This window comes from Geodermatophilus sp. YIM 151500 (genome assembly GCF_025716945.1).
Classification (GTDB): Bacteria; Actinomycetota; Actinomycetes; order Mycobacteriales; family Geodermatophilaceae; genus YIM-151500.
The window spans coordinates 254,236-279,125 of the sequence record NZ_JAOVZT010000004.1 but is presented as its reverse complement, the minus strand read 5'-3'; the positions used below and the strand labels follow the sequence as shown (position 1 = coordinate 279,125).

The 24,890-nt window shown below is 76.4% G+C and carries 20 protein-coding genes; 6 read left to right on the top strand and 14 right to left on the bottom strand.

Going from position 1 to position 24,890, the window contains the following annotated elements; all coding sequences use genetic code 11:
- Positions 1-11 precede the first annotated feature (11 nt).
- Genes OF117_RS09655 through OF117_RS09635 form a run of 5 tightly spaced genes read right to left on the bottom strand, consistent with a single transcriptional unit; the run spans position 12 to position 5,245 of the window.
- Positions 12-896 (bottom strand): MBL fold metallo-hydrolase, encoded by an 885-nt coding sequence (locus tag OF117_RS09655; protein ID WP_263552614.1) that lies wholly within the window; start codon positions 894-896, stop codon positions 12-14.
- A complete protein-coding gene (locus OF117_RS09650) occupies positions 893-2,023 on the bottom strand; it encodes a Gfo/Idh/MocA family protein (RefSeq protein ID WP_263552613.1) in 1,131 nt (376 codons plus the stop codon). The genes OF117_RS09655 and OF117_RS09650 overlap by 4 nt, the downstream gene beginning before the upstream one ends.
- Positions 2,020-3,087 (bottom strand): methyltransferase domain-containing protein, encoded by a 1,068-nt coding sequence (locus OF117_RS09645; RefSeq protein WP_263552612.1) that lies wholly within the window; start codon positions 3,085-3,087, stop codon positions 2,020-2,022. The genes OF117_RS09650 and OF117_RS09645 overlap by 4 nt, the downstream gene beginning before the upstream one ends.
- 2 nt (positions 3,088-3,089) lie before the next feature.
- The gene (locus OF117_RS09640) at positions 3,090-4,007 is read right to left on the bottom strand and encodes an HD domain-containing protein (protein WP_263552611.1); all 918 of its coding nucleotides are present in this window, start codon (positions 4,005-4,007) and stop codon (positions 3,090-3,092) included.
- Entirely contained in the window at positions 4,004-5,245 is a 1,242-nt protein-coding gene (locus OF117_RS09635; protein ID WP_263552610.1) for an inositol-3-phosphate synthase, read from the bottom strand. Before OF117_RS09635 ends, OF117_RS09640 begins: the two co-directional genes overlap by 4 nt.
- A 156-nt stretch (positions 5,246-5,401) precedes the next feature.
- Here OF117_RS09635 and OF117_RS09630 point away from each other — a divergent pair, with 156 nt between their 5' ends.
- Positions 5,402-6,274, top strand: a complete 873-nt coding sequence (locus OF117_RS09630) for a DICT sensory domain-containing protein (protein WP_263552609.1) — start codon at positions 5,402-5,404, stop codon at positions 6,272-6,274.
- Positions 6,275-6,287: 13 nt separating this feature from the next.
- On the opposite strand, the gene OF117_RS09625 is transcribed toward OF117_RS09630, so the two are convergent.
- Positions 6,288-9,173 (bottom strand): ATP-binding protein, encoded by a 2,886-nt coding sequence (locus tag OF117_RS09625; protein WP_263552608.1) that lies wholly within the window; start codon positions 9,171-9,173, stop codon positions 6,288-6,290.
- A gap of 210 nt (positions 9,174-9,383) precedes the next feature.
- Positions 9,384-10,499 carry a phosphoserine transaminase gene (serC, locus tag OF117_RS09620; protein ID WP_263552607.1) on the bottom strand — a complete coding sequence of 372 codons (1,116 nt, stop codon included), beginning with the start codon at positions 10,497-10,499 and terminating at the stop codon, positions 9,384-9,386.
- Positions 10,500-10,743: 244 nt separating this feature from the next.
- On the opposite strand from serC, the gene pdxH reads away from it, so the two are divergent.
- Positions 10,744-11,391: a pyridoxamine 5'-phosphate oxidase gene (gene pdxH / locus OF117_RS09615; RefSeq protein ID WP_263552606.1), complete on the top strand. Its 648-nt coding sequence runs from the start codon at positions 10,744-10,746 to the stop codon at positions 11,389-11,391.
- Positions 11,392-11,425: 34 nt separating this feature from the next.
- On the top strand, positions 11,426-12,757 hold the full coding sequence (locus tag OF117_RS09610; RefSeq protein ID WP_263552605.1) for an MFS transporter: 1,332 nt from the start codon (positions 11,426-11,428) through the stop codon (positions 12,755-12,757).
- Between the two features lie 7 nt (positions 12,758-12,764).
- On the opposite strand, the gene OF117_RS09605 is transcribed toward OF117_RS09610, so the two are convergent.
- Positions 12,765-13,523 carry a UdgX family uracil-DNA binding protein gene (locus OF117_RS09605; protein WP_263552710.1) on the bottom strand — a complete coding sequence of 253 codons (759 nt, stop codon included), beginning with the start codon at positions 13,521-13,523 and terminating at the stop codon, positions 12,765-12,767.
- An 8-nt stretch (positions 13,524-13,531) separates the two neighbouring features.
- Here OF117_RS09605 and OF117_RS09600 point away from each other — a divergent pair, with 8 nt between their 5' ends.
- The 3 genes from OF117_RS09600 (at position 13,532) to ppc (ending at position 18,516) form a co-directional block, all read left to right on the top strand.
- Positions 13,532-14,443, top strand: a complete 912-nt coding sequence (locus tag OF117_RS09600; RefSeq protein ID WP_263552604.1) for an ABC transporter ATP-binding protein — start codon at positions 13,532-13,534, stop codon at positions 14,441-14,443.
- Positions 14,440-15,651 carry an ABC transporter permease gene (locus OF117_RS09595; RefSeq protein ID WP_263552603.1) on the top strand — a complete coding sequence of 404 codons (1,212 nt, stop codon included), beginning with the start codon at positions 14,440-14,442 and terminating at the stop codon, positions 15,649-15,651. The genes OF117_RS09600 and OF117_RS09595 overlap by 4 nt, the downstream gene beginning before the upstream one ends.
- A gap of 75 nt (positions 15,652-15,726) precedes the next feature.
- Positions 15,727-18,516 (top strand): phosphoenolpyruvate carboxylase, encoded by a 2,790-nt coding sequence (gene ppc, locus OF117_RS09590; RefSeq protein WP_263552602.1) that lies wholly within the window; start codon positions 15,727-15,729, stop codon positions 18,514-18,516.
- A gap of 37 nt (positions 18,517-18,553) precedes the next feature.
- Here the strand turns inward: ppc and OF117_RS09585 are convergent, their stop codons facing one another.
- The 6 genes from OF117_RS09585 to OF117_RS09560 form a co-directional block, all read right to left on the bottom strand.
- The gene (locus OF117_RS09585) at positions 18,554-19,090 is read right to left on the bottom strand and encodes a DUF1648 domain-containing protein (RefSeq protein WP_263552601.1); all 537 of its coding nucleotides are present in this window, start codon (positions 19,088-19,090) and stop codon (positions 18,554-18,556) included.
- Between the two features lie 90 nt (positions 19,091-19,180).
- Positions 19,181-20,143, bottom strand: a complete 963-nt coding sequence (locus tag OF117_RS09580; protein WP_263552600.1) for a glycosyltransferase — start codon at positions 20,141-20,143, stop codon at positions 19,181-19,183.
- Between the two features lie 30 nt (positions 20,144-20,173).
- Positions 20,174-21,580: an FAD-dependent oxidoreductase gene (locus tag OF117_RS09575; protein ID WP_263552599.1), complete on the bottom strand. Its 1,407-nt coding sequence runs from the start codon at positions 21,578-21,580 to the stop codon at positions 20,174-20,176.
- A gap of 187 nt (positions 21,581-21,767) precedes the next feature.
- A complete protein-coding gene (locus tag OF117_RS09570) occupies positions 21,768-22,583 on the bottom strand; it encodes a hypothetical protein (RefSeq protein WP_263552598.1) in 816 nt (271 codons plus the stop codon).
- A gap of 117 nt (positions 22,584-22,700) precedes the next feature.
- Positions 22,701-23,510, bottom strand: coding sequence for an Fpg/Nei family DNA glycosylase (locus OF117_RS09565; RefSeq protein WP_263552597.1), 810 nt, complete (start codon positions 23,508-23,510; stop codon positions 22,701-22,703).
- Positions 23,503-24,873: a cryptochrome/photolyase family protein gene (locus tag OF117_RS09560; protein WP_263552596.1), complete on the bottom strand. Its 1,371-nt coding sequence runs from the start codon at positions 24,871-24,873 to the stop codon at positions 23,503-23,505. Before OF117_RS09560 ends, OF117_RS09565 begins: the two co-directional genes overlap by 8 nt.
- Between the last annotated feature and the right edge of the window lie 17 nt (positions 24,874-24,890).

Below are 24,890 nucleotides of genomic sequence, written 5' to 3'. Positions count from 1 at the left end.
GGCGGGTCCCCTCAGAGCTCGTCGAACGGGACGGGGGAGGCGTCCGGCGGACCGGACAGCAGCCGCCGCACCAGGTGGACGACGTGGTCGGTGGTCACGCCGGGCACGCACTCGAACGGGGTGGCGACGGTGCCGAAGTCCAGCGCGGCGATGACCGCCAGGTACTCGCGCAGCTCGCCGTGCGAGAGCGGGATGCCGGCGTGGAAGGCCTTGTGCGCCGACAGCCCGACCGGCTCACCGGCGTCGTCGAGGTCGACCTTGAGCGAGTCGCCGCAGAAGAGCACCCCGCGACGGCGGTCGTGCAGCACCGAGTGGCCGGGGAAGTGCCCGCCGGTGCGGTGCAGGGTCAGGTCGGGCGCGAGCACGGTGACGTCGTCGGCCGGCCAGGTGACCCGGAAGGCCTTCGTCCACTCCAGGTCGCGGACGCCGACGCAGACGACCCGCGGCTCCAGTTCCCGCTGCAGCTGCCACAGCCCGCCGTAGCCGTGCACGTGGCTGGAGGCGAGCACGGGGAAGCCGCCGTGCTCGTCGGCCATCCGGCGCAGCTCGGCGAGCATCTCGGCGGTGTACCAGGGCGCGCACTCGAAGCCGACCAGACCGATGTCGCTCTCGATCACCCAGCCCTTGCTGTCCAGGCCGAACCGCGGGGTGGTGCCGAACTCGGTGACACCCGCCACCGGGCCGGGGCGCCAGGTGCCGGTGACCAGCTCGTCGACCTGCTTGTCGGTGAGGAACTCGAAGCCGTGCTCGGGCAGCGCGTTGCGCACGTCGGCGCAGACGGGGCAGACCTGCGGGCCCGGCGCCGGCCAGCGCTGCCAGTGGCCGCAGTTGGTGCAGGCGTAGGCGGGCAGGTCGGGCAGCAGGCCGCGGTAGGGGTTGGTGGCGGCGTCGGTCACGGTGCGCCTCCTCCGGCGTGGGCGGGGTGGTGGGGGTGGGTCGCCCGGGTGCGGGCCGGACGGGGGTGGGCCGGTCGGGTGCGGGTGGGTCCGGTCTCGACCGCCCGGCGCAGCGCGTCGAGCAGCAGCGTGTGCAGCCGCAGGTCGCGGCCGGGCTCGTGGGGCCACGGCACCGTGCCGGCGACCGCGGCCGTGAAGGCGGCGAACTGCGCCTCGAAGGGCCCCGTGCCCGGGAACGGGACGTCGACCGGCGCGGGGCGGTGCAGCGCGAGCGAGCCGCCCGCCGTCTGCCCCATCGTGTCGACGGCGACCGCCAGGCCGCGGGTGCCCACGACCTCCAGCCGCCGCCGCGGCAGCGCGTCGGGGGTGTTGTAGGCGACGTGCAGCTGCACCAGCACCCCGCCGCCGGTGCGGCCGGTGAGCAGCGCGCCGTCGTCGACGCCGGGCGGGTAGGCGTGCACGCGGGTCTGCAGCACCGCGGTGAGCGTCTCGACGTCGTCGTCGAGCAGCACGCCGACCAGGTCGAGGCCGTGCGGAGCCAGGTCGATGGCCGCGCCGCCGCCCGCCCGGGCCGGGTCGACCCGCCAGTTGTCGTGCGGCCGCCCGTCGGGGGTCCAGTCCGGCGGCAGCCAGCAGCAGTAGACGATCCGGACGGCGGTGACCGTGCCGAGCTCGGGCAGCAGCTCGCGCAGCCGTGCGTGGGCCGGGTGCCAGCGCTGGTCGTAGGCGGTGCCGAGCAGCACGCCCGCCTCCGCGCAGGCGGCGACCAGCGCGGCGGCGTCGTCGACGTCGGCGGCCAACGGCTTCTCGCACAGGACGGCGACGCCGGCCGCCGCGGCGGCCTCGACCAGCGGGCGGTGGGCCGCGTTCGGCGCGGCGACGTAGACGGCGTCCAGCCCGGGCGTGGCGAGGAACGCCTCCGGATCGGTGTGCCGGGCCGCGCCGTCGTCCACCCGGCCGTCGAGGCGCGCCAGGGCGGCCGGGTCGCGGTCGTGCAGGGCGACCACCTCGGCGCCCGGCACGGCGCGCAGCGCGGGCAGCGCGTGGTCGCGGGCGACCCAGCCGCAGCCCGCGACGCCCCAACCGACCGTGCTCGTGCGGGGGCTGCCGCGGCCGACGGTGCTCACCAGCGCTCCGGGAGATCGACGAGGATCCGCCGCCGGGCGGCGTCGGCCGGCAGCGGGTCCGGCCAGGTCTCCGGCAGCGGGGAGCGCGGCCCGTACTCGCGGGCGTAGCGCTCGCTCGGCCAGACCAGCCGGCCATCGGCGTACAGCGGGTTGGGCGCGAGCGGGCCGAGGGGTTCGCCGAGGTCGGCCGGTGCGGGGCCACGCGGGTCGCCGGCGACCAGGGCGATCGCCTCGCTGCCGGCGAGGTCGGCGGCCGCGGCCGGGCGCGGCGGACGCCGCTCGACCAGCGCCGCGGTGAGCTCCGCGTCGTCGTAGAGCAGCGGCTCGGCGCCGCCGTCCGGGTCCCGCAGCAGGTCGGCGTAGGCGTCGGGCGGCAGCGGCTCACCGGCCGACACCCGGTCGGCGACGTGGGCGTGCCCGACCACCACGGTGCCGCCCGGCCCGGCGAGCGCGCGCATCGCACGGGCGGCCGCCGGCTTGTCGCGGAAGAAGTAGAAGGCGTCGTGGCACATGACGTACGCGGGCCGCGCGACGCCCAAGTCGGTGCCCAGGTCGGTGCCGAGGTCGGGGCCGGCGGCGACGTCGGCGCAGACGTAGCGGGCCTCCGGGCAGACGAACCGCCGGGCCAGCCACAGCTTGGCCCAGACGACGTCGCTGCCCACGAGGTCGGTGCAGCCCCGGCGGGCCAGCTCGCGCAGGTGGGTGCCGATGCCGCAGGCGACGTCGACCACCGGGCGCCCGCCGGGCCAGTGCTGCTGCAGCAGCGCCAGCCCGGCCAGGTGGGTGGGGTCCGACCAGCGGTGCGCGAAGTAGTCGCCGACCCGGCCCATGCCGAGGAGCTCCATCGCCTCCCGCAGGGTGGTGGCCGCCGGCACCCGGGCCAGCTGCTGGGGCGGCGGGGCCGGCTCGGTCCACCAGTCGTCGGCGTCGGCGAGCAGCGCGGTGCGGGCCGCGTCGACGTCGCCGTCCGCGAGCAGGTCGCACACCCGCGTCCGCAGCTCGTCGCGCCCGCCGCGGGCGTACGGGATGCCGTCGACGACCGGGACGTCGGCCGGGAGACGCACGCCTACAGGCCCGCGGCGGCGAGGACGGCGGTGTGGAACGACTGCACCGGGCCGGCGTGCACCAGTTCCAGGTCGTCGAGGGCCTGGCTCGCGGTGAACGCGGCCGCCCGGGCGTGGTGGTGCACCTGGAGCACCCGGTCGAGCACGTCGGCGGCGTGGAAGGCCCGCGACTCCGGCGCCGCGGCGTCGTCGCGCAGCGGCAGGAGGCGGCGCAGGGTGCCGGCCAGCACGGCGGGCAGCCCGGCCAGCTCGCGCTCCTCCAGGGTGGCCACCACCCGCGGCAGGGCGCCGCCGAGCAGCACCTCGCCGGCGAAGCCGGCGTCGGGCAGGACGACGTTGTGCAGGTGGTGGGCCAGCCCGACGAGGAACGGCGGTACCGGGTCGGCGTCGAACAGCGGCGCGACGAGGACGCCGTACACCGCGACGGTCAGGCAGTGGTCGGCGTGGCTCTCGGGCGGTTCGACCACCAGCCGGGCGCGCCCGGGTGCCGTCGCGCCGGCCCGTGGCTGACGGGCCAGCGTGACGGCCAGCGCCACGGCCGGCCCCGGCGGCGGTCCGGTGTCGCGGACGGCCGGCAGCGCGGCGCGGAGCCGGTCGGCCAGGACGCCGTCGACCGGACCGGCGACCTCGTCGAAGCTGCGGCGGAGCACGGCGGCGGCCTCGTCGTCGCCGAGCCCGGCCGCGCGGAGCACGCCCGCGTCGATGCCGGCCAACCGGGCGCGCGCGACGGCGGCGGCGGTCTCCGACAGGGCCACGTCGCCGGCGTCCTCGCCCTCGACGAGGCGCGCCCAGGCGCGCGCGAACGCCTGCTCGGCGAGCGAGCCGGGGGCTGACGCGACGCGGACCCGCTTGGCGTCGCCGATCTCCGCGAGCAGCGGGCGCAGCGCCGCGAGCGTTTCCAGCGAGGTTGCCAGCGTCACCTCGCGGCGCCGCTCCCGCCGTCCGGGGTGCCGGACGCGAGCCACCCGAGCAGGGCGGCCTCCTGCCGGTGGAGCGCGTGCTCCGGAACGCCGCCGTCGGCGGTCATCGGCGCCTTGAAGAACCAGCCGAGGTGCTCCTGGACGCCGCCCTGCCCGCGCTGCTGGGAGAGGTCGACCAGGCGGGCGAGCTCGACGGCCAGGGGTGCGGCGAGGATGGAGTCGCGGCACTGGAAGTCGATCTTCATCTGCATCCGCTGGCCGAGGAAGCCGACCAGGTCGATGGCGTCCCACGCCTCCTTTGAGTCGCCGCGCGGGCGGTAGTAGTCGATGCGGACCAGGTGGTCCTCGACCGGGTAGCCGAGGATCGAGTCCAGCACGCTGCCCTTGGTCGACAGCTTGCTCTCCAGCGAGTTGGGGTCCTCGAGGGCCAGGCCGTCGCGGTTGCCCAGGATGTTGGTCGAGTACCAGCCCTCGACCTGCAGGGCCCGGCTGCGGAAGGCCGGCGCGAGCACGGTCTTCACCATGGTCTGCCCGGTCTTGCCGTCCTTGCCGGCCACCGGGACGCCGCGCTGCGTGGCCAGCTCGACCAGCGCCGGGACGTCGGCGGCCAGCGAGGGCGTGAAGTTGACGTAGCCGACGCCCTCGGTGATCGCGGCGTAGGCGTAGACCATCGCCGGGGTGATGGCCCGGTCGTCGGCGTCGAGCCCCTGCTCGAAGGCGGCCGCACTCTGCAGGACCGGCGCGGCCGGGTCGGGCCACCGCTCGGTCGAGGCGAGGTTGACCAGCACGAGGCCGTCGAGCCGCTGCTCCTCGCGGAAGCGACGCAGGTCGGCGCGGACGGCCTCCACCTGGGCACGGCGGCTCTCGGCCAGCACGACGTTGCCCCCGGTCACGTTCCGGCAGAAGTCGGCGTCACCGGCGGCCGGCCAGGGCGTGAGGGCCGACAGCCCGTCGGCCGCGTCGGCCAGCTGCCGCGGGTCGAGCACGCCGTGCACCTCGGCGGCCTTGCGCAGGTCGCTGCCGTCGAGGTCCCAGCCGCCGACGACCAGCGACTCGTAGGGGACCAGCCCGGTCGCCTCCTCCACCGGCCGCCCGGCGATCTGCAGGTCGGCGAGGGGCAGACCGGCCGCGGACACGCTGCCCTGGCGGAGCAGTTCCAGACCGGCGACCGCCGTCGTGGCGACCGCACCCCCCAGCCCGACGACGGCGACGCCCACGCGGCGCCCGGGCCCGGTCACGCGCCACCGTCCGGGTGAGTCGGATTGACCGTGCCGCGCCGGTCGCTGGACAGTCGGCCCGACGGAGCGGTGCCCGTGGCCGAGGACGGAGGACTTCCCACGCGAACGCTCCTCATCGAGCTACTTCGACAGTCCTTGCACCCTAACTTCCGCACGGTGAGGAGCAAGTCGATCGCCGGACAGCAGGACCGGACCGGCCTCTCCATCCGGGATCTGGCCGAGCGGACCGGTGTGCCGCAGGCGACGCTGCGCAGCTGGGAGGCCCGCTACGGGGTCCCGCTCCCGCGGCGGCTCCCGGGCGGGCACCGCCGGTACTCCGACCGGGACGTCGCGCTGGTCGAGGACGTGCTCCGGCTGCGCGCGGCCGGCCTGGGCCTGCCGACGGCGATCCGGGACGCCGCTGACCGGACCGGCGACGCGGAGAGCTCCGTGTTCGCCGGGCTCCGCCGTCGCCACCCCGGCCTCCAGCCGCAGGTGCTCGGCAAGACGACGCTGCTCGCGCTCACCCGCGCGATGGAGGACGAGTGCTGCGCCCGGGCGGAACGGCCGGTGCTGCTCGCCGGCTTCCAGCGCGGGCGGTACTACCGCCACTCGCAGGCGCGCTGGGAGGAATTGGCCCGGACCGCGGAGGTCGCCGTCGTCCTCGCCGACTTCGCCGGTCCCTCGCCGCCCGGCGTCCTGCCCGTGCAGGTGCCGGTCCCGGCCACGGCTCCGCTGCGCCGCGAGTGGGTGCTGGTCTGCGACGCGCCCGACCGGGCGGCGTGCGTCGCCGCGTGGGAGCCCCCCGGCCAGCACGGGGTGCCCGACGCGGCGCGCAGGTTCGAGACCGTGTGGAGCGTCGACCCCGTCGTCGTCCGGGACGCGGCGCGCATCGGCGCCGGCGTGGTCCGCACCTCGGCGCCGGACGTCGCGCGGCGCCTCGACGAGCGCCTCCTCGGGGCGCCGTCCCACGCCTCGGCGGACCTGCGCCGGGCCGCGGGCCTGCTCGACCGCATGCTCGCCTACCTGGACGCCGCCGGGCGGCCCTGACCACCCGGGCGGCTCAGCAGGCGGTCGAGGCGGGCGCCGCTCCGTCCCGCGCGCTGCGGATGACCACCGTGGTGCCCTCCGGGCTGCGGGTCGCGGTGATCTCGCCGACGGCGCTCATCAACGTCGAGCCCCGCCCGCGGTCCAGGCTGGCCGTCCGCTCCCGCCACTGGCCGTGGTCGCGCACGGTGATCCGCAGGTCCTCCTCGTCGACCTCGACCGTGACGTCGACGAAGGGCTGGATCGGTTCCTGCGCGTGCTCGATCGCGTTCGTCGCCGCCTCGCAGGCGGCCAGCAGCAGGTCGTAGGCGTGGTCGGCGTCGACACCGGCCTCCTGCAGGACGCCGCGCAGGCGACGGCGCAGCACCGGGACCGACCGCGGATCCGACGGCAGCCGCCAGGCCACCCGCCCGTCGGCCGGGTCGACGGCGTCCGCCGCGGCGCCGACGTCGGCCCGGCCCCGGCCGGGTTCCATCCGCGTCGCGTCGACCGCCGGCGCCGCGTCGTCCACCCCCGCCGCGTCGTCCGTCCGCGCCGCGTCGTCCGTCCGCGCCGCGTCGACCGTGCCCGCCGCCTCGTCCGACGGCGGGAACGCCCCGACGGCGGCCGGCCCGGCGTCCGGGCCGGCGCCGGCCTCCGCCCGCCGGGCGACGCGGTCGAGCACCACCCGCAGCCGGGCGATCAGCTCCGGCGCCCGGAACGGCTTCGCCAGGTAGTCGTCGGCGCCGGCCTCCAGCCCCTCGACCGCCGCCTCCTGGCCGGCCCGGGCGGTCAGCACGACCACCGGCAGCGGGCGGGTCGCCGGGTCGGCCCGGAGCGCCTGCAGCAGCTCGAAGCCGTCCATGCGGGGCATCATCACGTCGGTCAGCACGACGTCCGGCCGCTCCTCGGCGATCGCCGCCAGCGCCTCCTCGCCGTTGGCCGTCGTCCGCACCCGCCACAGCGGCGCCAGCAGCCGGGTGAGGTAGGCGCGCATGTCGGCGTTGTCGTCGACGACCAGGACGGCCTGCGCCGCGGGCGACGCCGCCGCGCCCACCGGGCGCGCGGTGTCCTCCTCCCAGCTCGCCGCCTCGCCGCGGGCGGCCTCGGACGGGGTCGGTGCCGTGCCGGGTCCGCCGGCGACCTCGGGCGCGGCGTCGGGCTCCCCGAACGGGAGGCGCACCGTGAAGCGGCTGCCGCTGCCGGGTTCGCTCTCGACCGTGACCCCACCGCCGTGCAGCGCCGCCAGCTCGTGCACCAGCGCCAGCCCGATGCCGGTCCCCTCGCGCGTGCGCGCGGTGGCGCCGGACACCCGGTGGAAGCGCTGGAACAGGTGCGGCCGCTCCTCGGCGGGGATGCCCACGCCGGTGTCGGCGACGGTCAGCGCGATGCGGTCGCCGTCCGCCCGCAGGGCCACGTCGATGCCGCCGACGAAGGTGTACTTCACCGCGTTGGACAGCAGGTTGACGACGACCTTCTCCCACATCCGCGGGTCGACGTACGCCGCCGAGGGCAGCGGCGGGCAGTCCACGGTCAGGCGCAGCCCGGCCCGCTCGGCCGCCGCGCGGAAGATGCCGGCCAGCTCGCCGGTGAACGCGGCCAGGTCCGTCCGCACCCGCACGGGGTGGGCGCGGCCGGCCTCGATCCCGGCGAAGTCGAGCAGGTCGTTGACCAGCCGCTGCAGCCGCTGGCCGTTGCGCATGGCCAGCTCCAGCTGCTCGCGGACGGCGCCCGGCAGCGGCTGGTCCGGGTCGTCGAGGACGTCGCGGACCGGGCCCAGCAGCAGTGTCAGCGGCGTCCGCAGCTCGTGGCTGACGTCGGAGAAGAACGTCGTCTTCGCGCGGTCGAGCTCGGCCAGCGATTCCGCCCGCTGCCGCTCGGTCTCGTACGCGCGCGCGTTGGCCACCGCGCCGGCGAACTGCGCCGCCAACAACTCGTAGAAGGAGCGGTACTCCTCGTCGAGGGCCCGGTTGGGACTCCGGGCGGCCAGGAGCACGCCCACCGGCGCGCCGCCGCTGACGGCCGCGAGCGGCAGCAGCAGCGCGTCGGTCACCGGGTCCTGCCACAGCCCGCCCACCAGCCCCAGCTCCCGGACGGCGCGGGCGAGCACCGCGGCCCCGTCGGGACCGGCGGAGCCCGCGCCGTCCACGCTCAGCGGGCCGGTGGTCGCGGTGAGCCCGGCGGGCAGCGTGGGCGGCAGCGCGGCCGGGTCGCAGCCGGCGCCGGCCACCCGCTCCAGCGGCCGGCCCTCGCCGGTCGCGAGCCAGACGGCGGCGAACGGGACGTCGAGCGGGGCGTCCGCCAGCGTCCGGCACATGCGCCGCACCAGCTCGCGCTCGCCGGACAGCCCGCCGGCCGCCGTCGACAGGTCGTGCAGCAGCCGCTGCCGCCGCGCCGCGAGCACCTCCCCGGTCACCTCGGTGCACACCGCGTGCATGCCCCCGACCCGCCCGTCGTCGTCGAAGGCGGGCGCGTGGGAGACGGTGAAGTAGGTCTCCTCGCGGTAGCCGGCGCGCTCGAGCAGCAGCGGCAGCCGCGGCAGCCACGACGCCTCCCGCGCCGCCATCGCGTGCTCCACGGGGGGACCGAGGACGTCCCACCCCTCGGCCAGGGTGACCCGGATGTCCTCGCCGATCGCCGGGTGCTTCGCCCCGATCAGCGGCGCGTACGCGTCGTTGTAGAACTGCCGGAACTCCGGGCCCCAGGTGAGCACCATGGGGAACCGCGAGGCCAGGACCGTGCGCAGCGAGTTGCGCAGGCCCGCCGGCCACGCCGCGACCGGGCCGAGCGGCGTCGCCGCCCAGTCCACCGCCGCCATGAGGCGGCCGGCCTCCCCGCCGCCCGAGAAGACGTCGTCGGCGGACGAGGTGCCACCCGGAGGGACGTCGCCCCGACGGGGAGCTGGCGACGGATCGGGGGGCACCGGGACCTCCTGCCGGGGGGAGCGGACGGCGTCCGGGCGCGGGCCGGACGGTCCCGGGCCGGCGGTGGGCCGGCCTCGGGCGCGGGGCGGGGGAGCGGACCGCGGTCGGTCCGACGCCCCAGGCAAGGTACCCGCGCCCGGCACCTCGCCGCGGCCCCGTCCCGGGTCCCGCCCCGAGCTCGCGAGGGGTGGGGAGGACGGGGTCCTTCTTCAGAGGCGCTCGACCACGTGGTCGATGCAGGCGGTCAGCGCGCTGACGTCGTCGGGGTCGACGGCCGGGAACATGCCCACCCGCAGCTGGTTGCGGCCCAGCTTCCGGTACGGCTCGACGTCGACGACGCCGTGCGCGCGCAGCACCGTCGCCACCTGCGCGGCGTCGACGGAGTCGTCGAAGTCGACGGTGCCCACGACGTAGGAGCGCTGGTCGCGGTCGGCGACGAAGGGCGTGGCGAACGGTGACTTCTCCGCCCACCCGTACAGCCGGCTCGACGACTCGCGCGTGCGCTCCACCGCGCCGGTGAGCCCGCCGAGGTCGAGCAGCCACCGGATCTGGTCGACCAGCAGGAACAGCGTGGCCACCGCCGGGGTGTTGTAGGTCTGGTCCTTCGAGGAGTTGTCGATCGCGATCGACAGGTCGAGGAAGCCGGGCACCCAGCGCCCCGACGCCTTGATCTGCGCCACCCGGTCCAGCGCGTCGGCCGACATCAGCGCGATCCACAGCCCGCCGTCGGAGGCGAAGCACTTCTGCGGGGCGAAGTAGTAGACGTCGGTCTCGTCGATGTCGACCGGCAGGCCGCCGGCGCCGCTGGTCGCGTCTACGAGCACCAGCGCGTCCGCGTCGGCGCCGTGCGGGCGGACCACCGGCGACATGACGCCGGTGGAGGTCTCGTTGTGCGCCCAGGCGTACACGTCGACGCCCCGTTCGCCCCGCGGCAGCGCCAGCGTGCCCGGCTCGCCCCTGGCCACGACGGGATCGGCGAGGAACGGCGCCTCGGCCACCCCGGAGGCGAACTTCGCGGAGAACTCGCCGTAGCTGCCGTGGGCGCTGCGCTCGCGGATGAGCCCGAAGATGGCGGCGTCCCAGAAGGCCGTCGTCCCGCCGTTGCCGAGCACCACCTCGTAGCCGTCGGGCAGATCGAACAGCTCGCGCAGCCCGTCGCGCACCTGCCGCACCAGGTTCTTCACCGGCGCCTGCCGGTGGGAGGTGCCCATGACCGCCGCCCCGTCGGAGGCCAGCGCCCGGAGCGCCTCGGCGCGGACCTTGGACGGGCCGCAGCCGAAGCGGCCGTCGGCGGGCAGGAGCTCGGCGGGGATGGAGATGCTCATCCGGGGGCCTCTCGGTGTGGTGCGGACGGCGGGCGGGTGCCGGTCGTCGTCCTGCTGGTCGTGTCGCGGGGCCTGCCGTGGGGACGGCGGGGCCCCGTCCCGTGCGCGCGCCGCCGCGCGCCCGCGGCCGACCCTAGGCCGTGCGCGTCGGCGGCCTCCGCCCAGGGCCGCCGCGGCCGGGACGGCGGCGCCGGTCCGCCGGTCGCGGCTGCACCGCTCCCGGGCACGGTGCCAGCATGGCCGCGTGCCCGACCTGACCCGCATGCGCAGGGACTACGAGAACGCGCCGCTGCGCGAGGACGAGCTGGCCCCGACCTGGGTCGAGCAGTTCGACCGCTGGTTCGCCGACGCCGTCGCGGCCGGGCTGCCGGAGCCGAACGCGGTCGTCGTCGCGACGGCCGACGCCGACGGCGCGCCGGACGCGCGGATCATGCTGCTCAAGGGCTACGACGTCAGCGGCTTCGTCTTCGCCACCAGCTACGCCTCGACGAAGGGCGCCCAGCTCGCCGTCAACCCGCGGGCCGCGCTCGTGCTGCCCTGGCACGCCATGCAGCGGCAGGTGCGCGTCACCGGCCGCGTCGAGCGGATCGGCGACGCCGCCTCCGACGCGCTGTGGGACCCGCGGCCGCGCGGCGCGCAGCTGGCGGCGGCCGCGTCGGTGCAGTCGACGGTCGTGGACTCGCGCGAGGAGCTCGTGCGCAGGCTGGCCGACCTCGCCGAGCGCTTCCCGGACGCTGCGGTCCCGCGGCCCGCGGTCTGGGGCGGCTACCGGGTCGTGCCCGACCGTGTCGAGTTCTGGCAGGGCGGTTCCGACCGGCTGCACGACCGGCTGCGGTTCCGCAGGGACGACGACGAGGGCGGCGGCTGGGTCGTCGAGCGGCTGGCCCCGTGACGGTGGCCGCGGGGGCGCGCGCGGGCACCGACCGGTGAGCAGCCCCGTCGACCCGGTCGAGGGGGGCGGCCCGGTCGAGGAGCCGGTGCCGCTGCCGGCACCGCGCGCGCCGCGCCGCCGTCTGTTCGCCCTGGACACCGAGCCGTTGCGGGACCCGGCCTACCGGCGGCTGTTCGGTGGCGTGGCGGCCACCATGCTCGGCCAGCAGATGACCCTGGTCGCCGTCCCGTACCAGGTGTACGCGCTCACCGGCTCGTCGTTGCTGGTCGGCCTGACCTCGGTCGTCGGGCTGGTGCCGCTGGTCGTCTTCGGCCTGCTCGGCGGCGCGATCGCCGACGCCGTGGACCGCCGCCGGCTGCTGCTGGTCACGTCCGTCGGCGCCGCGGGGACCAGCGCCCTGCTCGCCCTCCAGGCGCTGCTGCCGGGTGGTGGGCACCTGGCGCTGCTGTGGCTGCTGACCGCCGCCGTCTCCGGTTTCGCTGCGGTGAACCAGCCGACCCGCAGCGCCGTCATCCCGGCGGTCGTCGGCGCCGCTCGCGTCCCGGCGGCCAACGCCCTGCTCATGACCGTGCGGCAGGCCGGCGTCATCGCGGGCCCGCTGCTCGCCGGCCTGCTGATCGGCCTGGGCGGGCTGCCGCTCACCTACGCGGTCGACGCCCTGGGCTTCCTGGTCGCCGCCGTCCTGGTGCGTGGGCTGCCCGCCCTGCCGCCGGGCCGGGTGGCCGGGCCGCTGCGGGTCGGCGCCGCCGTCCGCGGGGTGGGCGAGGGTTTCGCGTTCCTGCGCACCCAGCCGGTGCTGCTGATGACCTTCGTGGTCGACGGGATCGCGATGCTGTTCGCCTGGCCGCAGGCGGTGTTCCCCGAACTGGCCGGCGGGCGGTACGCGGACTCGCCGAACAGCCTGGGCTGGCTCTTCGCGGGCATCTCGATCGGCGCGCTGACCGCCGGGCTCACCTCGGGCTGGGTGTCGCGGGTCGACCGCCAGGGCGCGGTGGTGCTCGCGGCGGTGGCCGTGTGGGGCCTGGCGATCGTCGGGTTCGGCCTGTCGCCGTCGCTGGGGCCGGCCGTGCTCTGCCTGGCCGTCGCCGGTGCCGGCGACATGGTCAGCGCGGTGCTGCGCTCCTCGATGCTGCAGCTGGCCGCGCCCGAGGAGATGCGCGGCCGGATGCAGGGCGTCTTTCTGGTGGTGGTCGTCGGCGGGCCCCGGTTGGGCGACCTGCGGGCGGGTGCGGTCGCCAGCGCGGTCGGCGTCAGCGCGGCGATGGTGTCCGGCGGCGTCGTGGTCGTGGTCGCGATGGCGGTGCTGGCGGTCGCCGTCCCCTCGTTCCGGTCGTTCCGCGCCTCGCGGTCGGCGCACCGCGTCTGACGCGCTGCTACGCCAGGGCGCCCGCGACGACGCTCAAGTCGGCGACCAGCGCGTCGTAGGCGGCGGCCCGGTTCTCGTCGGGCACGCGCAGCACCGCCGACGGGTGCGCGGTCGCCAGCATCCAGGTCTGGTGCGGCGCGTCCTCGTCGTCGTCCGCGGGGCCGTCGTCGCCGGCCTCCGCGCGGGTCACGCCCGGCGGTGTCCACGGCATGAGCCGCCCGCGGTCCTTGGTGATCCGGAACGACGGCGAGATCAGCGCCTTGGCCGCCGTCGCCCCCAGGCAGACCACGACCTCGGGCTTGAGCACCTCGAACTCCGCCTCCAGCCAGGGCCGGCACGCCCGCAGGTGTTCCGGCCCCGGTGTCTGGTGGATGCGCCGCTTCGGCGTCGGCTGGAACCGGAAGTGCTTGACCGCATTGGTCACGTACGCGTCGCGCCGGTCGATGCCGGCGTCGGCGAGCGCCCGGTCGAGCAGCCGGCCGGCCGGGCCGACGAACGGCTCGCCCTTGCGGTCCTCCTGGTCGCCGGGCTGCTCCCCGACGAAGACGATCCGCGCGGTCGCCGGCCCCTCGCCGAAGACGGTCTGGGTCGCCGGCTCCCACAGCTCGCACGCGCGGCAGCCGGCCGCCGCCTGTCGCAGCTCGTCGAGCCCGACCCCGGACGGCGGCTGCGCGATGGTGTTCACGGCCACGGGTCGATGACACCGCACCGGGACGACGGGCGCGAGACGGGCAGCCGATACCGTCCGGTCCGGAGGGCGACCCAGGGGGAGCGGTGCTCGAGTTCGACGGGCTGCACAAGAGCTACGGCGACGACCACGTGCTGGACGGCGTGGGCTTCACGGTCGCCGCGGGCTCGATGTTCGGGTTCTGCGGGGCGAACGGCGCGGGCAAGACCACGACGATGCGCATCGCGATGGGCCTCGTGCGACCCGACGCCGGGGAGGTGCGCTGGCAGGGCCGGGCGCTCGACGACGACGCCCGCCGGCGGATCGGCTACATGCCCGAGGAACGCGGGCTCTACCCGAAGATGCGCGTCGGCGAGCAGCTGGCGTACTTCGCGCGGCTGCACGGCCTCGACGCCGCGGCGGCCGGCCGGGCCGCCGACGAGTGGACCGGCCGGCTCGGCCTGGGCGACCGCCGCAGGGACGCCGTCGAGAAGCTGTCGCTCGGCAACCAGCAGCGGGTGCAGCTGGCGGCGGCCCTGGTCGGCCGGCCGGAGGTGCTGATCCTCGACGAGCCGTTCTCCGGTCTGGACCCGGTCGGCGTCGACGCGCTCGCCGAGGCGCTGCTCGAGCAGGTGCGCGCCGGGGTGCCGGTGGTGTTCTCCAGCCACCAGCTCGACCTCGTGGAGCGCCTGTGCGACTCGGTCGGCATCCTCGCCCGCGGCCGCATGGTGGCCAGCGGGCCGGTGCCCGACCTCAGGCAGCGGGAGGCGGGGCGGCTGCTGCGCGTCGTCGTCCCCGACGCCCCGCCCGGCTGGGCCGGGGGCCTCCCGGGCGTCCGGGTGGTCGCCCAGCAGGGCGGTGACACCCTCCTCGAGCTCGACGCCGACGCCGACGACCAGCAGGTGCTGGCCGCCGGGCTGCGCACCGGCCCGGTGACCCACTTCGCCCGCCGGGAGCCGTCGCTGGTCGAGCTCTTCCGCGAGGCCGTCGCCGACGAGGGCGCACAGGTGGCGGCATGACCACGGCGATGACCTCCGGGCGTGCACCCCGCACCCCGGGCAGCGCCGCTCTGGTCCGTCTCGTCGCCGCCCGCGAGGCCGGCACCCGGCTGCGCGACCGCAACTTCCTGATCAGCTCGGCCTTCATCCTGCTGCTGCTGGTCGGCGTCCTGGTCTTCCAGATCGTCCTGAACAGCGGGTCGGACCAGACGCGCATCGGCGTGCCCACCGACGACGTGCGGGTCGCCGCGGCGCTCGAGGTGCAGAGCCGGGCGCTGGGCATCGACCTGGTCGTCGAGCGCTACGCCGACGAGGAGGCGGCCCGGGCGGCGCTCGCGGAGGGGGCGGTCGAGGGCGTCCTCGTCGGCGGGCGGGGCCGCGAACCCGCCCTGCTCGTCGAGAGCGGCGCGACGCCCTCGCTGCTGACCGTGGCGCAGGGCGCGGTCGCCTCGATCGTCGTCGGCGACCAGCTGGCCGCTGCGGGCGTGCAGCCGCAACCGGTGCCCGACGTCGTCGTCCGCGCCCTCGACCCCCAGGTCGACGCCGGTGACGAGCGACTGGTCGTGGCGCTCATCGGTACGGCGCTGCTCTACGGGCTGCTCGTCCTCTTCGGCCAGTTCATCGCGCAGGGCGTCGTGGAGGAGAAGTCCAGCCGCGTCGTCGAGCTGCTCCTGGTCACCATGCGCCCCTGGCAGCTGCTCGCCGGCAAGATCATCGGCCTCGGTGCGCTGGGGCTGGGGCAGATCCTGGTCGTCGCCGTCCTCGGGGTGGCCGGGGCGCTGGTGTTCGACCTGGTCGACGTCCCGGGTGACCTCGTGGGCACCGTGGTCGCCGTCGTCCTGTGGTTCGTCCTCGGCTACGCCTTCTACGCGGCCGTCTTCGCGGTCGCGGGGTCGCTGGTCAGCCGGCAGGAGGACCTCGGCAGCGTGCTGACGCCGACCACCCTGCTGCTGGTGGCCGCGTTCATCGTGGCCTTCCAGGCCGCGGCCGACCCGGCCGGCGCCATGGCGACGGTGACCAGCTTCACCCCGGGGCTGTCGCCGCTGGTCATGCCGGTGCGCTCGGCCGCCGGGCAGGCCGCCGGCTGGGAGGTGGCGCTGTCGGTGGCGATCATGCTGGTCGCGATCGCCGCCGTCGTCCGCGTCGGCGGGCGGATCTACGCCGGCGCCCTGCTGCGCACCAGCGGGCGGACCCGGCTGCGGGAGGCGCTGCGCGCCGAGCGTGCCTGAGGCACCGGGGGCTGCCCTGTCCGCCCGGGGGCCCCGCGTCACCTGGCCGACACGTCGACGGTTGATACTCCGGCCATGTCCGAAGCCACCGTGGACGTCGCCGACCTCCGTTCCGCCGGGAAGGCCCTCGACGGGGACGGGCGGGCGGACGACGCGCCGCTGCGCGACGACATCCGCCTGCTGGGCCGCGTCCTCGGGGAGGTGATCGGCGAGCAGGCCGGCCCCGACGTCCTGGAGCTGGTCGAGTCGACCCGGGTCGAGGCGTTCCGCATCCGCCGGTCGGAGGTCGACCGGGCCGAGCTGGCCGCGCGGCTGGCCGGCCTCGACGTCCGCGACGCCAACCACGTCATCCGGGCCTTCAGCCACTTCTCCCTGCTGGCCAACCTGGCCGAGGACATCCACCACGAGCGCCGCCGTCGCCACCACCGGCGCGAGGGCTCACCGCCCCAGCCGGGCAGCCTGGCGGCCACCTTCGCCCAGCTCGACCGGGCGCGGCCGGGCCCGGACGTCGTCGCCCGCGAGCTGGCCGGCGCGCTGGTCTGCCCGGTGGTCACCGCCCACCCCACGGAGGTCCGCCGGCGCACGGTGTCGCAGGTGCAGCGCGAGGTCGGCGCGCTGATCCGGCAGCGCGACCGCGCCGCCGCCGGCGAGGTCGACGACGGCGCGTGGTCGGCGGCCCTGTGGCGGGCGGTGCTCACGCTCTGGCAGACCGCGCTGCTGCGGTTGTCCCGGCTCCGGCTGGAGGACGAGATCGACGAGGCGCTGCGCTACTACGAGCTGTCGCTGTTCGAGGTCGTCCCGGCGATCAACCGGGAGCTGCGGCGGGAGCTGCAGGCCCGCTGGCCCGACGCGGGGCTGCTGCGCCGGCCGATGCTGCTGCCCGGCTCGTGGATCGGCGGTGACCGGGACGGCAACCCGTTCGTCACCGCCGAGGCGGTGCGGCGGGCCACCACCCGGCAGGCCGAGACCGCGCTGGACCACCACCTGGCCGAGCTGACCGCGCTGCGCGACCAGCTGTCGATGTCCGACCGGCTGGTCACGCCCACCGACGAGCTGTACGCGCTGGCCGACGCGTCCGGCGACGACTCGCCCTTCCGAGCCGACGAGCCCTACCGGCGGGCCCTCACCGGGATGCTCGCCCGGCTGGCCGCCACCCGCGCCCGCGTGCTGGGGCAGCCGCCGGCCGCCGGGCCCTACGACCATCCCGACGAGCTGCTGGCCGACCTCGACGTGGTCGACCGGTCGCTGCGCCGGCACGGGGCCGGGGCGCTCGCCGACGACCGGCTCGCCCGGCTGCGCGATGCCGTCGAGGTGTTCGGCTTCCACCTCTGCGGCCTGGACATGCGGCAGAACTCCGCCGTCCACGAGGAGGTGCTCGCCGAGCTGCTGGCCTGGGCCGGTGTCTGCGCCGACTACGCCGCTCTCGACGAGCCGGCCCGGGTCGAGCTGCTGGTGGGGGAGCTGCGGATGCGCCGACCGCTGCTGCGGCCGGGCGCGGAGCTCTCCGAGCTGGCCCGCGGCGAGCTGGACCTGCTCACCGCCGCGGCCGAGCAGGTGGCGCTGCTCGGACCGCGGGCGATCCCGAACTACGTGATCAGCATGTGCGAGTCGGTGAGCGACGTGCTCGAGGTCGCCGTCCTGCTCAAGGAGGTCGGCCTGCTCGACCCGGGTGCCGACGGCGGACCGCGCTGCCCGGTCGGCATCTCGCCGCTGTTCGAGACGATCGAGGACCTCCGGCGTGCCGGCGACACGATGACCGCGGTGCTCGACCAGCCGCTGTACCGGGCGTTGCTGGACGGCCGCGGTGGTGTCCAGGAGGTCATGCTCGGCTACTCCGACAGCAACAAGGACGGCGGCTACCTGGCCGCCAACTGGGCGCTGTACCGGGCGGAGCTGGCCCTGGTCGAGCTGGCCCGGGAGCGCGGCATCCGGCTGCGGCTGTTCCACGGCCGCGGGGGCACGGTGGGCCGCGGCGGCGGGCCGTCGTACGAGGCCATCCGCGCCCAGCCGCCGGGCGCGGTCGCCGGGGCGCTGCGGATCACCGAGCAGGGCGAGGTCATCGCGGCCAAGTACGGCGAGCCGGACCGGGCGCGGCGCAACCTCGAGGCGATGGTGGCGGCGACGCTGGAGGCGACCCTGCTCGACGTCGAGGGCCTCGGGGACGACGCCGAGGACGCCTACGCCCTGCTCGACGACCTGGCCGAGCGGGCGCGGCGGGCCTACGCGGAGCTGGTGCACGAGACGCCCGGCTTCGTCGACTGGTTCCGGGCCGCGACGCCGATCCGGGAGCTGTCGGAGCTCAACATCGGCAGCCGCCCGCCGTCGCGCAAGGCCGGCGACCGGATCACCGACCTCCGCGCGATCCCCTGGGTGTTCAGCTGGTCGCAGGCGCGGATCATGCTGCCCGGCTGGTACGGCACCGGCACGGCGCTCGAGTCGTGGGTGGGCGGGTCCGCCGAGCGGCTGGAGCGGCTGCGGTCGCTGCACGCCCGGTGGCCGTTCCTGCGCACCGTGCTGTCGAACATGGGCATGGTGCTGGCCAAGACCGACCTGGACCTGGCCGCCCGCTACGCGTCGCTGGTGCCCGACGAGGAGCTGCGCGACCGGGTGTTCGGTGCGATCACCGCCGAGCACGAGCGCACCTGCCGGATGCTGCTCGCCGTCACCGGCGACGACCACCTGCTCGCCGACAACCCGTCGCTGGCCCGTTCGATCCGCAACCGGTTCCCCTACCTGGAGCCGCTGCACCACCTGCAGGTGGAGATGCTCCGCCGCCGGCGCGCGGGCGACGACGACGAACTGGTCCGCCGGTGCATCCAGCTGACCATCAACGGCGTCGCCACCGCCCTGCGCAACAGCGGCTGACCGGCCGCGGGCCAGGTCCTGCCCGAGGCCGCGTCGCTCAGCGGCCGGACGGCGGTCGGTACCGGCGGGTGGCCAGGTGCACGCAGTAGGCCAGGACGACGGCGACGTAGCCGCCGAGCACGACCGGGACCCACGCCGACAGCGGGCCGCCGCGCACCGCCGCCTCGCCGCTGAACGCGAACACCACGGCCAGCAGCAGCAGGGTGAGCGCGCCGATCACCAGCAGGTCGGTGCGCAGACGGCGGCGCAGTTCCGGGGCGCGCTCGGGCGCTTTCCAGTAATCCGGGTGCGGCACGGTCACCACCGTCAGCGGCACCCGCTCGACCAGCGCCGCCGCGCCGCCGAACAGCGCCGCGAGCAGCGCACCGGCACCGGCGGCCAGCGCGAGGAACGTCGCCCGGTCGCCGAACTCGTCGGCCTCTCGGGACGCGCCGAAGTGCATCGGCACCCGCTCCGGCAGCACGGTGCCCAGCACGACCAGGACGACGAGGAGGACCACCGCCGCCCCGCCGAACGCCGCCCAGGCGCGGCCCGCCCGGTGTCCGCGGGGAGTTCCGCCCGCCGTCCCGGCCATGATCACCATCCTCTCGCCGATGCCGCCGTCCGCGCCGCCGACCGCGCCGACGGAGGCAGCATCGCGCGGACGGCGATCACCGCGGGCGGCTCACCGGAGCGGGACGACCTCCACGTCGCGCCGGGCGGTGGCCAGCCAGGCGGCCAGCCGGTCGCCGTCCCACGGGCGCCGGCGTCGAGCCGCGGCCGCGAGCAGACCGCGCGGTAGCTCGAGCGTGGCCAGCGCGATGCCGAGCGCGCCGGGCAGGTCGCCGTCGCGCACGTGGGCGGCGACGGACCGGGCGCGCCGGAGCAGGAACGGCGGTACGGCGGGCAGCAGCCGGTCGGCGTGCTGGTGCACCAGGATCTGCACGGTGCGCGCGTAGTGGTACTCCCGGCGCAGCATCCCCCGCGCGGTTCGACCCTCCTTGCCGTGGTGGAAGCGGGTCGCCGGCACCCGCACCAGCCGGAGGCCGGCCGCGAGCAGCCGCCGGCAGGCGTCCCGGTCCTCGTTGTAGAAGTAGTAGAGCGGGTCGAAGCCACCCGCGGCCAGGAACTCCGTGCGACGGACCAGCACCGCCGTCCCCCCGACTTCCGCGTCGTCGTACGGCGGTCCGGGCGGGACGTCGTCCTCGCCCGGGCCGTGCACGGCCGGGGCGGCCAGGACGGCCCGCGGGTCGGCGTCGAGCTCCGCCGCCAGGCGGCGCAGCATGTCCGGTGCCGGCCGGCCGTCGGAGTTGACCAGGACGGCGTACTCGCCCCGGCAGGCGTCGAGCGCGAGGTCCATGGCGCGGGCGAAACCGAGGTTGCGCCGCGCGCGGAGCACCACCCGGTCGGCGTGCGGGTACCACCGGCGCAGCTCGGCGCGGGCCGCGGTCGACGTGCCCGGCAGCGCGGCGTTCTCCACGAGGACCGCCCGGCCGCGCCACCCGGGGCCGGTCGCGGCCGCCACCGCCTCGTGGTGCCGGGCCAGCAGCTCCGGCTCCTCCCGCCAGACCAGGAAGACGACGTCGACGTCGTCCAGCCCGGCCCGCGCCGGGTGGTCCTCCGCCCCGGCGAGGGCCCCCGTGGTCACCGCGCCGCCGGGGTCACGGCGCCGCCGGGATCACCGCGCCGCCGCGGCCGCCGCGCGGACTGCGGCCAGCAGCGACTCGCGCTCGTGCAGCGTCGTCCGGGCCCGCCCCCGGGTGGCCCCGAGTGCCACCTCGGCGGCGTCGATCGCCCGCCAGTCCTCCAGCAGCACCGGCTGCGCGCCGCGGTCGACCAGCGTGCGCACCAGGTCGTCGGCCTCCCCGCGGGGCACCAGCCGGCCCTCGGCGGCGTCGGCGAGCAGGCTGGCCACGGTCTCGCGGGCGTCGTGCTTGTTGGTCCCGACCACGCCGGTGGGCCCGCGCTTGATCCAGCCGGCCGCGTACTCGCCGGAGGAGACGACGCCGTCGCGGAGCACCCGGCCGGCCTCGTGCGCCACGGTGCCCGTCCGCCCGTCGACCGGCAGCCCCGGCAGCGGCGTGCCGCGGTAGCCGACCGACCGGACGACGAGGTCGGCGGGGAGCACCTCGACCTCACCGGTGCCCACGGCCCGGCCCTCGGCGTCGACCGCCGTCCGCTCGACCTCCACCGCGGTCACGCGGTCGGTGCCCAGCAGCCGCACCGGGCGCGTGAAGAAGCGCAGCCGGAGGCGGCCGCGGCCGGGCTCGGGTACGTGGTCGGCCCAGCCGCGCAGCACGGCGAGGTTGCGGCTCACGTTGCGGTCGGCCGCAGCGACCTCCTCGCTGCGCGGGTCGAGGGCCAGGTCGGCCGGGTCGACCAGCACCGTGGCACCGGCCAGCGTGTCGAGCTCGCGCAGTTCCTGCGTGGTGAAGGTCGCCTGCGCGGGGCCGCGCCGGCCGAGCACGGTGACCTCCTCGACCGGGGCGGCCGCGAACGCGTCGAGGACGTGCTGGGGCATGTCCGTGGGCTCCAGCTCGTCGGCCGTGCGCAGCAGCACCCGGGCGACGTCCAGGGCGACGTTGCCGACGCCGACGACGATCGCCTTCCGGGCGCCGGCGAGGGCCGACTCGATGCGGGCACGGTCGGCGTCGGGGTGCCCGCAGTACCAGGCCACCAGGTCGGTGGCCGCCACGCTGCCCGGCAGCTCCTCGCCGTCGATGCCCAGCCGCCGGTCCAGCGCCGCCCCGTAGGTGTAGACGACGGCGTCGACGTGCGTCCGCAGCTCGGCCAGCGTCAGGTCGCGGCCGACCTCGACGTTGCCGACGAACCGCACCGACGGCGCGTCCAGCGCCCGGTGCAGGGTGTCGCGGATCGCCCGCATCTTGGCGTGGTCGGGCGCGATGCCGTGCCGGACCAGGCCGAAGGGCGTGGGCAGCCGGTCGAGCAGGTCGACCGCCACCGGGACGTCGGACTGCCGGCTCAGCGCCTCGGCGGTGTAGATGCCGGCCGGGCCGGCGCCGACGACGGCCACGCGCAGCGGCCCGGGGGTGGGTCGGGATTCGGGGACTCCGTCGTCCGGCACGTCCGGCATCCTGACCCGGCGCACCCCGTCGGCGCCAGGCCGGACCCGTCCGGCGACTGCTCGTGCGCGAGGGGGTGGTGTCCGGTGTTCGGCCGACGTCGTGCTCTGAGTGCCCGGCGCACCCAGAGCACAGGGGCCGGGCACGACCTGTGCCTCGCGCGCCTCGTGCGCTGCGTGCCTCGTGCGCTCAGGCGCAGCTGTGGTTGCGGTCCAGCCGGTCGACGACGTACTGGGTGAGGACGACCTCACCCCCGGGCACCAGCGGGTCCCTGCGGCAGTTGTCGCGGGCCTCCTCGAGCGACGTCGCCCCGGCCAGCCAGCTGTCCAGCCCGATCAGCGGGCTGTCGGCGGGCACCCGGCCGACGATCCGGGTCCACTGGTAGGACGTCGAGTAGAGGCCGACCTCGGCGTCCTCCGACTCGAGGTAGGCGACCATGCCCTCCAGCGTGGCCCGGTTGCGCGCGAAGGCCTCGAACGAGCCGGACTGCCAGGTGTTCATGGTCTCGACGTCGAGCCACCACGTGTAGCGCTCGGGCTGCGTGCTGATCCGGGCCGCCCGTGCCGCGGGCTTGAAGAACGAGACGACGCTGTTCTGGGCGCGCTCGTAGCCGTACTGCCAGGAGCAGGCCTCGTCGTTGTCGCCGGTGCATCCGCCGTAGGGGGTGTCGCCCTCGGACGGCCAGGTGACGACGAACTCGCGCACCTCTCCGGGATTGGCCGTGTTGAGGTACAGCTGGACCTCGGGCTGCCCGTCGACCGAGCCGGACGAGTCGGCCGCCCAGCGCAGCTGGTCGGCCAGGCACGGGTTGGTGCGCGTCGCCAGGCCTCCGTTGACGCCGACGACCGCGAACGCCCGCTCCTCCGGCAGCGTCGCGCTGCTGCACTGCGGGTGCGAGATGTCGTACCCGACGTCGGGAGTCGCGGCCGAGGCGGCTGCGGGCACGGCGAGGACCCCCGCCACAACGGCGAGGGCCGTCCCGAGGACCCGCAGCATCCGCACCATCGAAACCGACGCTACCTCGTCGTGACCTTTCCGCGGAACCAACCAGCCGTGAGATTCACCCACACTCGGGAGTCAGACCACTACGCACGGTTGTCGCAGCCGTACCGAGGCGGGCCGTCACGCCGCCTGGCAGACCGGGCACCAGAAGAGGTTGCGGCCGACCATCACCTCGGTGCGGACCTCGGTCCCGCAGAGCCGGCAGGGCAGTCCGGTGCGCCGGTACACGTAGTGCGCGTCCAGCCGCGCCACCGCCCCGCGGCGGCGGGAGCGGTGCTCCGGCCGGGTGGTGACGATGCGGCCGAGCCGGGCGCCGGCCCGCATGAGCGCGACCAGGTCGGCCCAGATCGCCGTCCAGAGGCCCTCGTCGACGCCGCGGCCGGGCCGGAACGGCGAGACCCCGTGCCGGAACAGGATCTCCGCCCGGTAGACGTTGCCCACGCCGGCCAGCACCGACTGGTCCATCAACAGCGCACCGATGGCGGTGCGGCTGCGCCCGATCCGCCGGTGCGCCAGGGAGCCGTCCGCTCGGGGGCGCAGCGGGTCGGGGCCGAGCCGGGCGAGGATCCCGTCGACCTCCTCGGGGGCGAGCACCTCGCAGACCGTGGGTCCGCGCAGGTCGGTCCACACACCGGCGCCGTCCGGGCCGTCCGCCGTCCAGCGCATCCGCAGCGCCCCGCGTGGTGGCGGCGGGTCGCCGGTTCCACCTGCGTAGTTGCCGTACAGGCCGAGGTGCACGTGCAGGGTGTCGGGGCCGAAGTCGGCGAACAGGTGCTTGCCGTACGACCACACGCCCTCCAGCACCCGCCCGTCGAGCAGCGCGGCGCCCGCGGCGAAGCGGCCCTGCGGGCTGGTCACGCGCACCGGGCGGCCGGCGAACAGCCCGGTCTGCTGCTTCGCGAGCCGGAACAGGGTGTGGCCCTCAGGCACGGCCGCGGACCTTCTCGTAGCGGGCCAGGGCCACCTGGCGCTCGTGCGCGTGCTCCACGATCGGGTCCGGGTAGCCGGGCGGGACGCCGTCCGGAGCCAGCCACGGCTCGTGGACGTACCTCGTGGGGACGTCGCGCAGCTCGGGCACCCACCTGCGGACGTACTCGCCGTCCGGGTCGAACTTCTTCCCCTGCGTCACGGGGTTGAAGACGCGGTAGTAGGGCGACGCGTCGGTACCGGTGCCGGCCACCCACTGCCAGCCGTGGTTGTTGCTGGCCAGGTCGCCGTCGACCAGGTGCGTCATGAAGTGGCGGGCACCGCGCCACCAGTCCACGTGCAGGTCCTTGGTGAGGAACGACGCGACGATCATGCGGACCCGGTTGTGCACCCAGGCGTCGCCGAGCAGCTGGCGCATCCCGGCGTCGACGATGGGATAGCCGGTGCGGCCCTCGGCCCAGGCGGCGAAGTGCGTGTCGGCGTCCTTGCCGGTGTCGTACTCGAGCCGGGCCATGCGCGGGTCGTAGGTCTCGCGCGCGGTCTCCGGCCGGTGCCAGAGGACGTCGGCGTAGAACTCGCGCCAGGCCAGCTCGTTCGCGTAGCTGCTGACGTCGGTGGCCGGGGCGTCGGCGTCGGCGAGGTCGGCCAGCAGGGTGCGGGGGTGCAGCTGGCCGTACTTCAGGTACACCGAGACCCGGCTGGTGGCGTCGGCGGACGGGGTGTTGCGCCCGTCGCGGTAGCCGCCGAGCCGCTCGTCACGGAACCGCCGCCAGGCGGCGCGGGCGGCCGCCTCGCCGGCCGGCGGGATGCGGGCGGTGGGTTCCGGCGCCGGCGGCGGGTCGTCGGACCGGACGCCGTGCTGCCAGGGCACCGACCGCGGGCGCGGCGCCGGATCGCGCCAGCCGTGCGCCCGCCAGGCGCGCGCGAAGGGGGAGAAGACGCGGAACGGCGTCCCGTCGTCCTTGGTGACCCGCCCCGGGGTGACCGCGTACGGCGATCCGGTGCGGACGAACGGGATCCCGTCCAGGGCCGCCTCGACCGCCGCGTCGCGGCGGCGCCCGTAGGGGCCGGTGTCGGCGGAGACGTGCACACCGGCGGCGCCGACCTCGCGGGCGAGCGCGGGCACCACCTCGGCGGGGTCGCCGTGCCGCAGCACCAGCGCGCCGTCGGTGGCGGCGGAGAGGTCGGCCAGGCTGTCGAGCAGGAACCGGCGGCGCGGCGCCCCGGCCGGCTCCCACAGGCGGGGGTCGACGACGAACACCGGCAGCACCGAGCCGTCGGGGCCGGCGTCGTCGCGGGCGGCCAGCAGGGCCGGGTGGTCGCTCAGCCGCAGGTCGCGGCGGAACCACAGCAGCGAGGTCGGCACCGGCGGAGCCTAGGCAG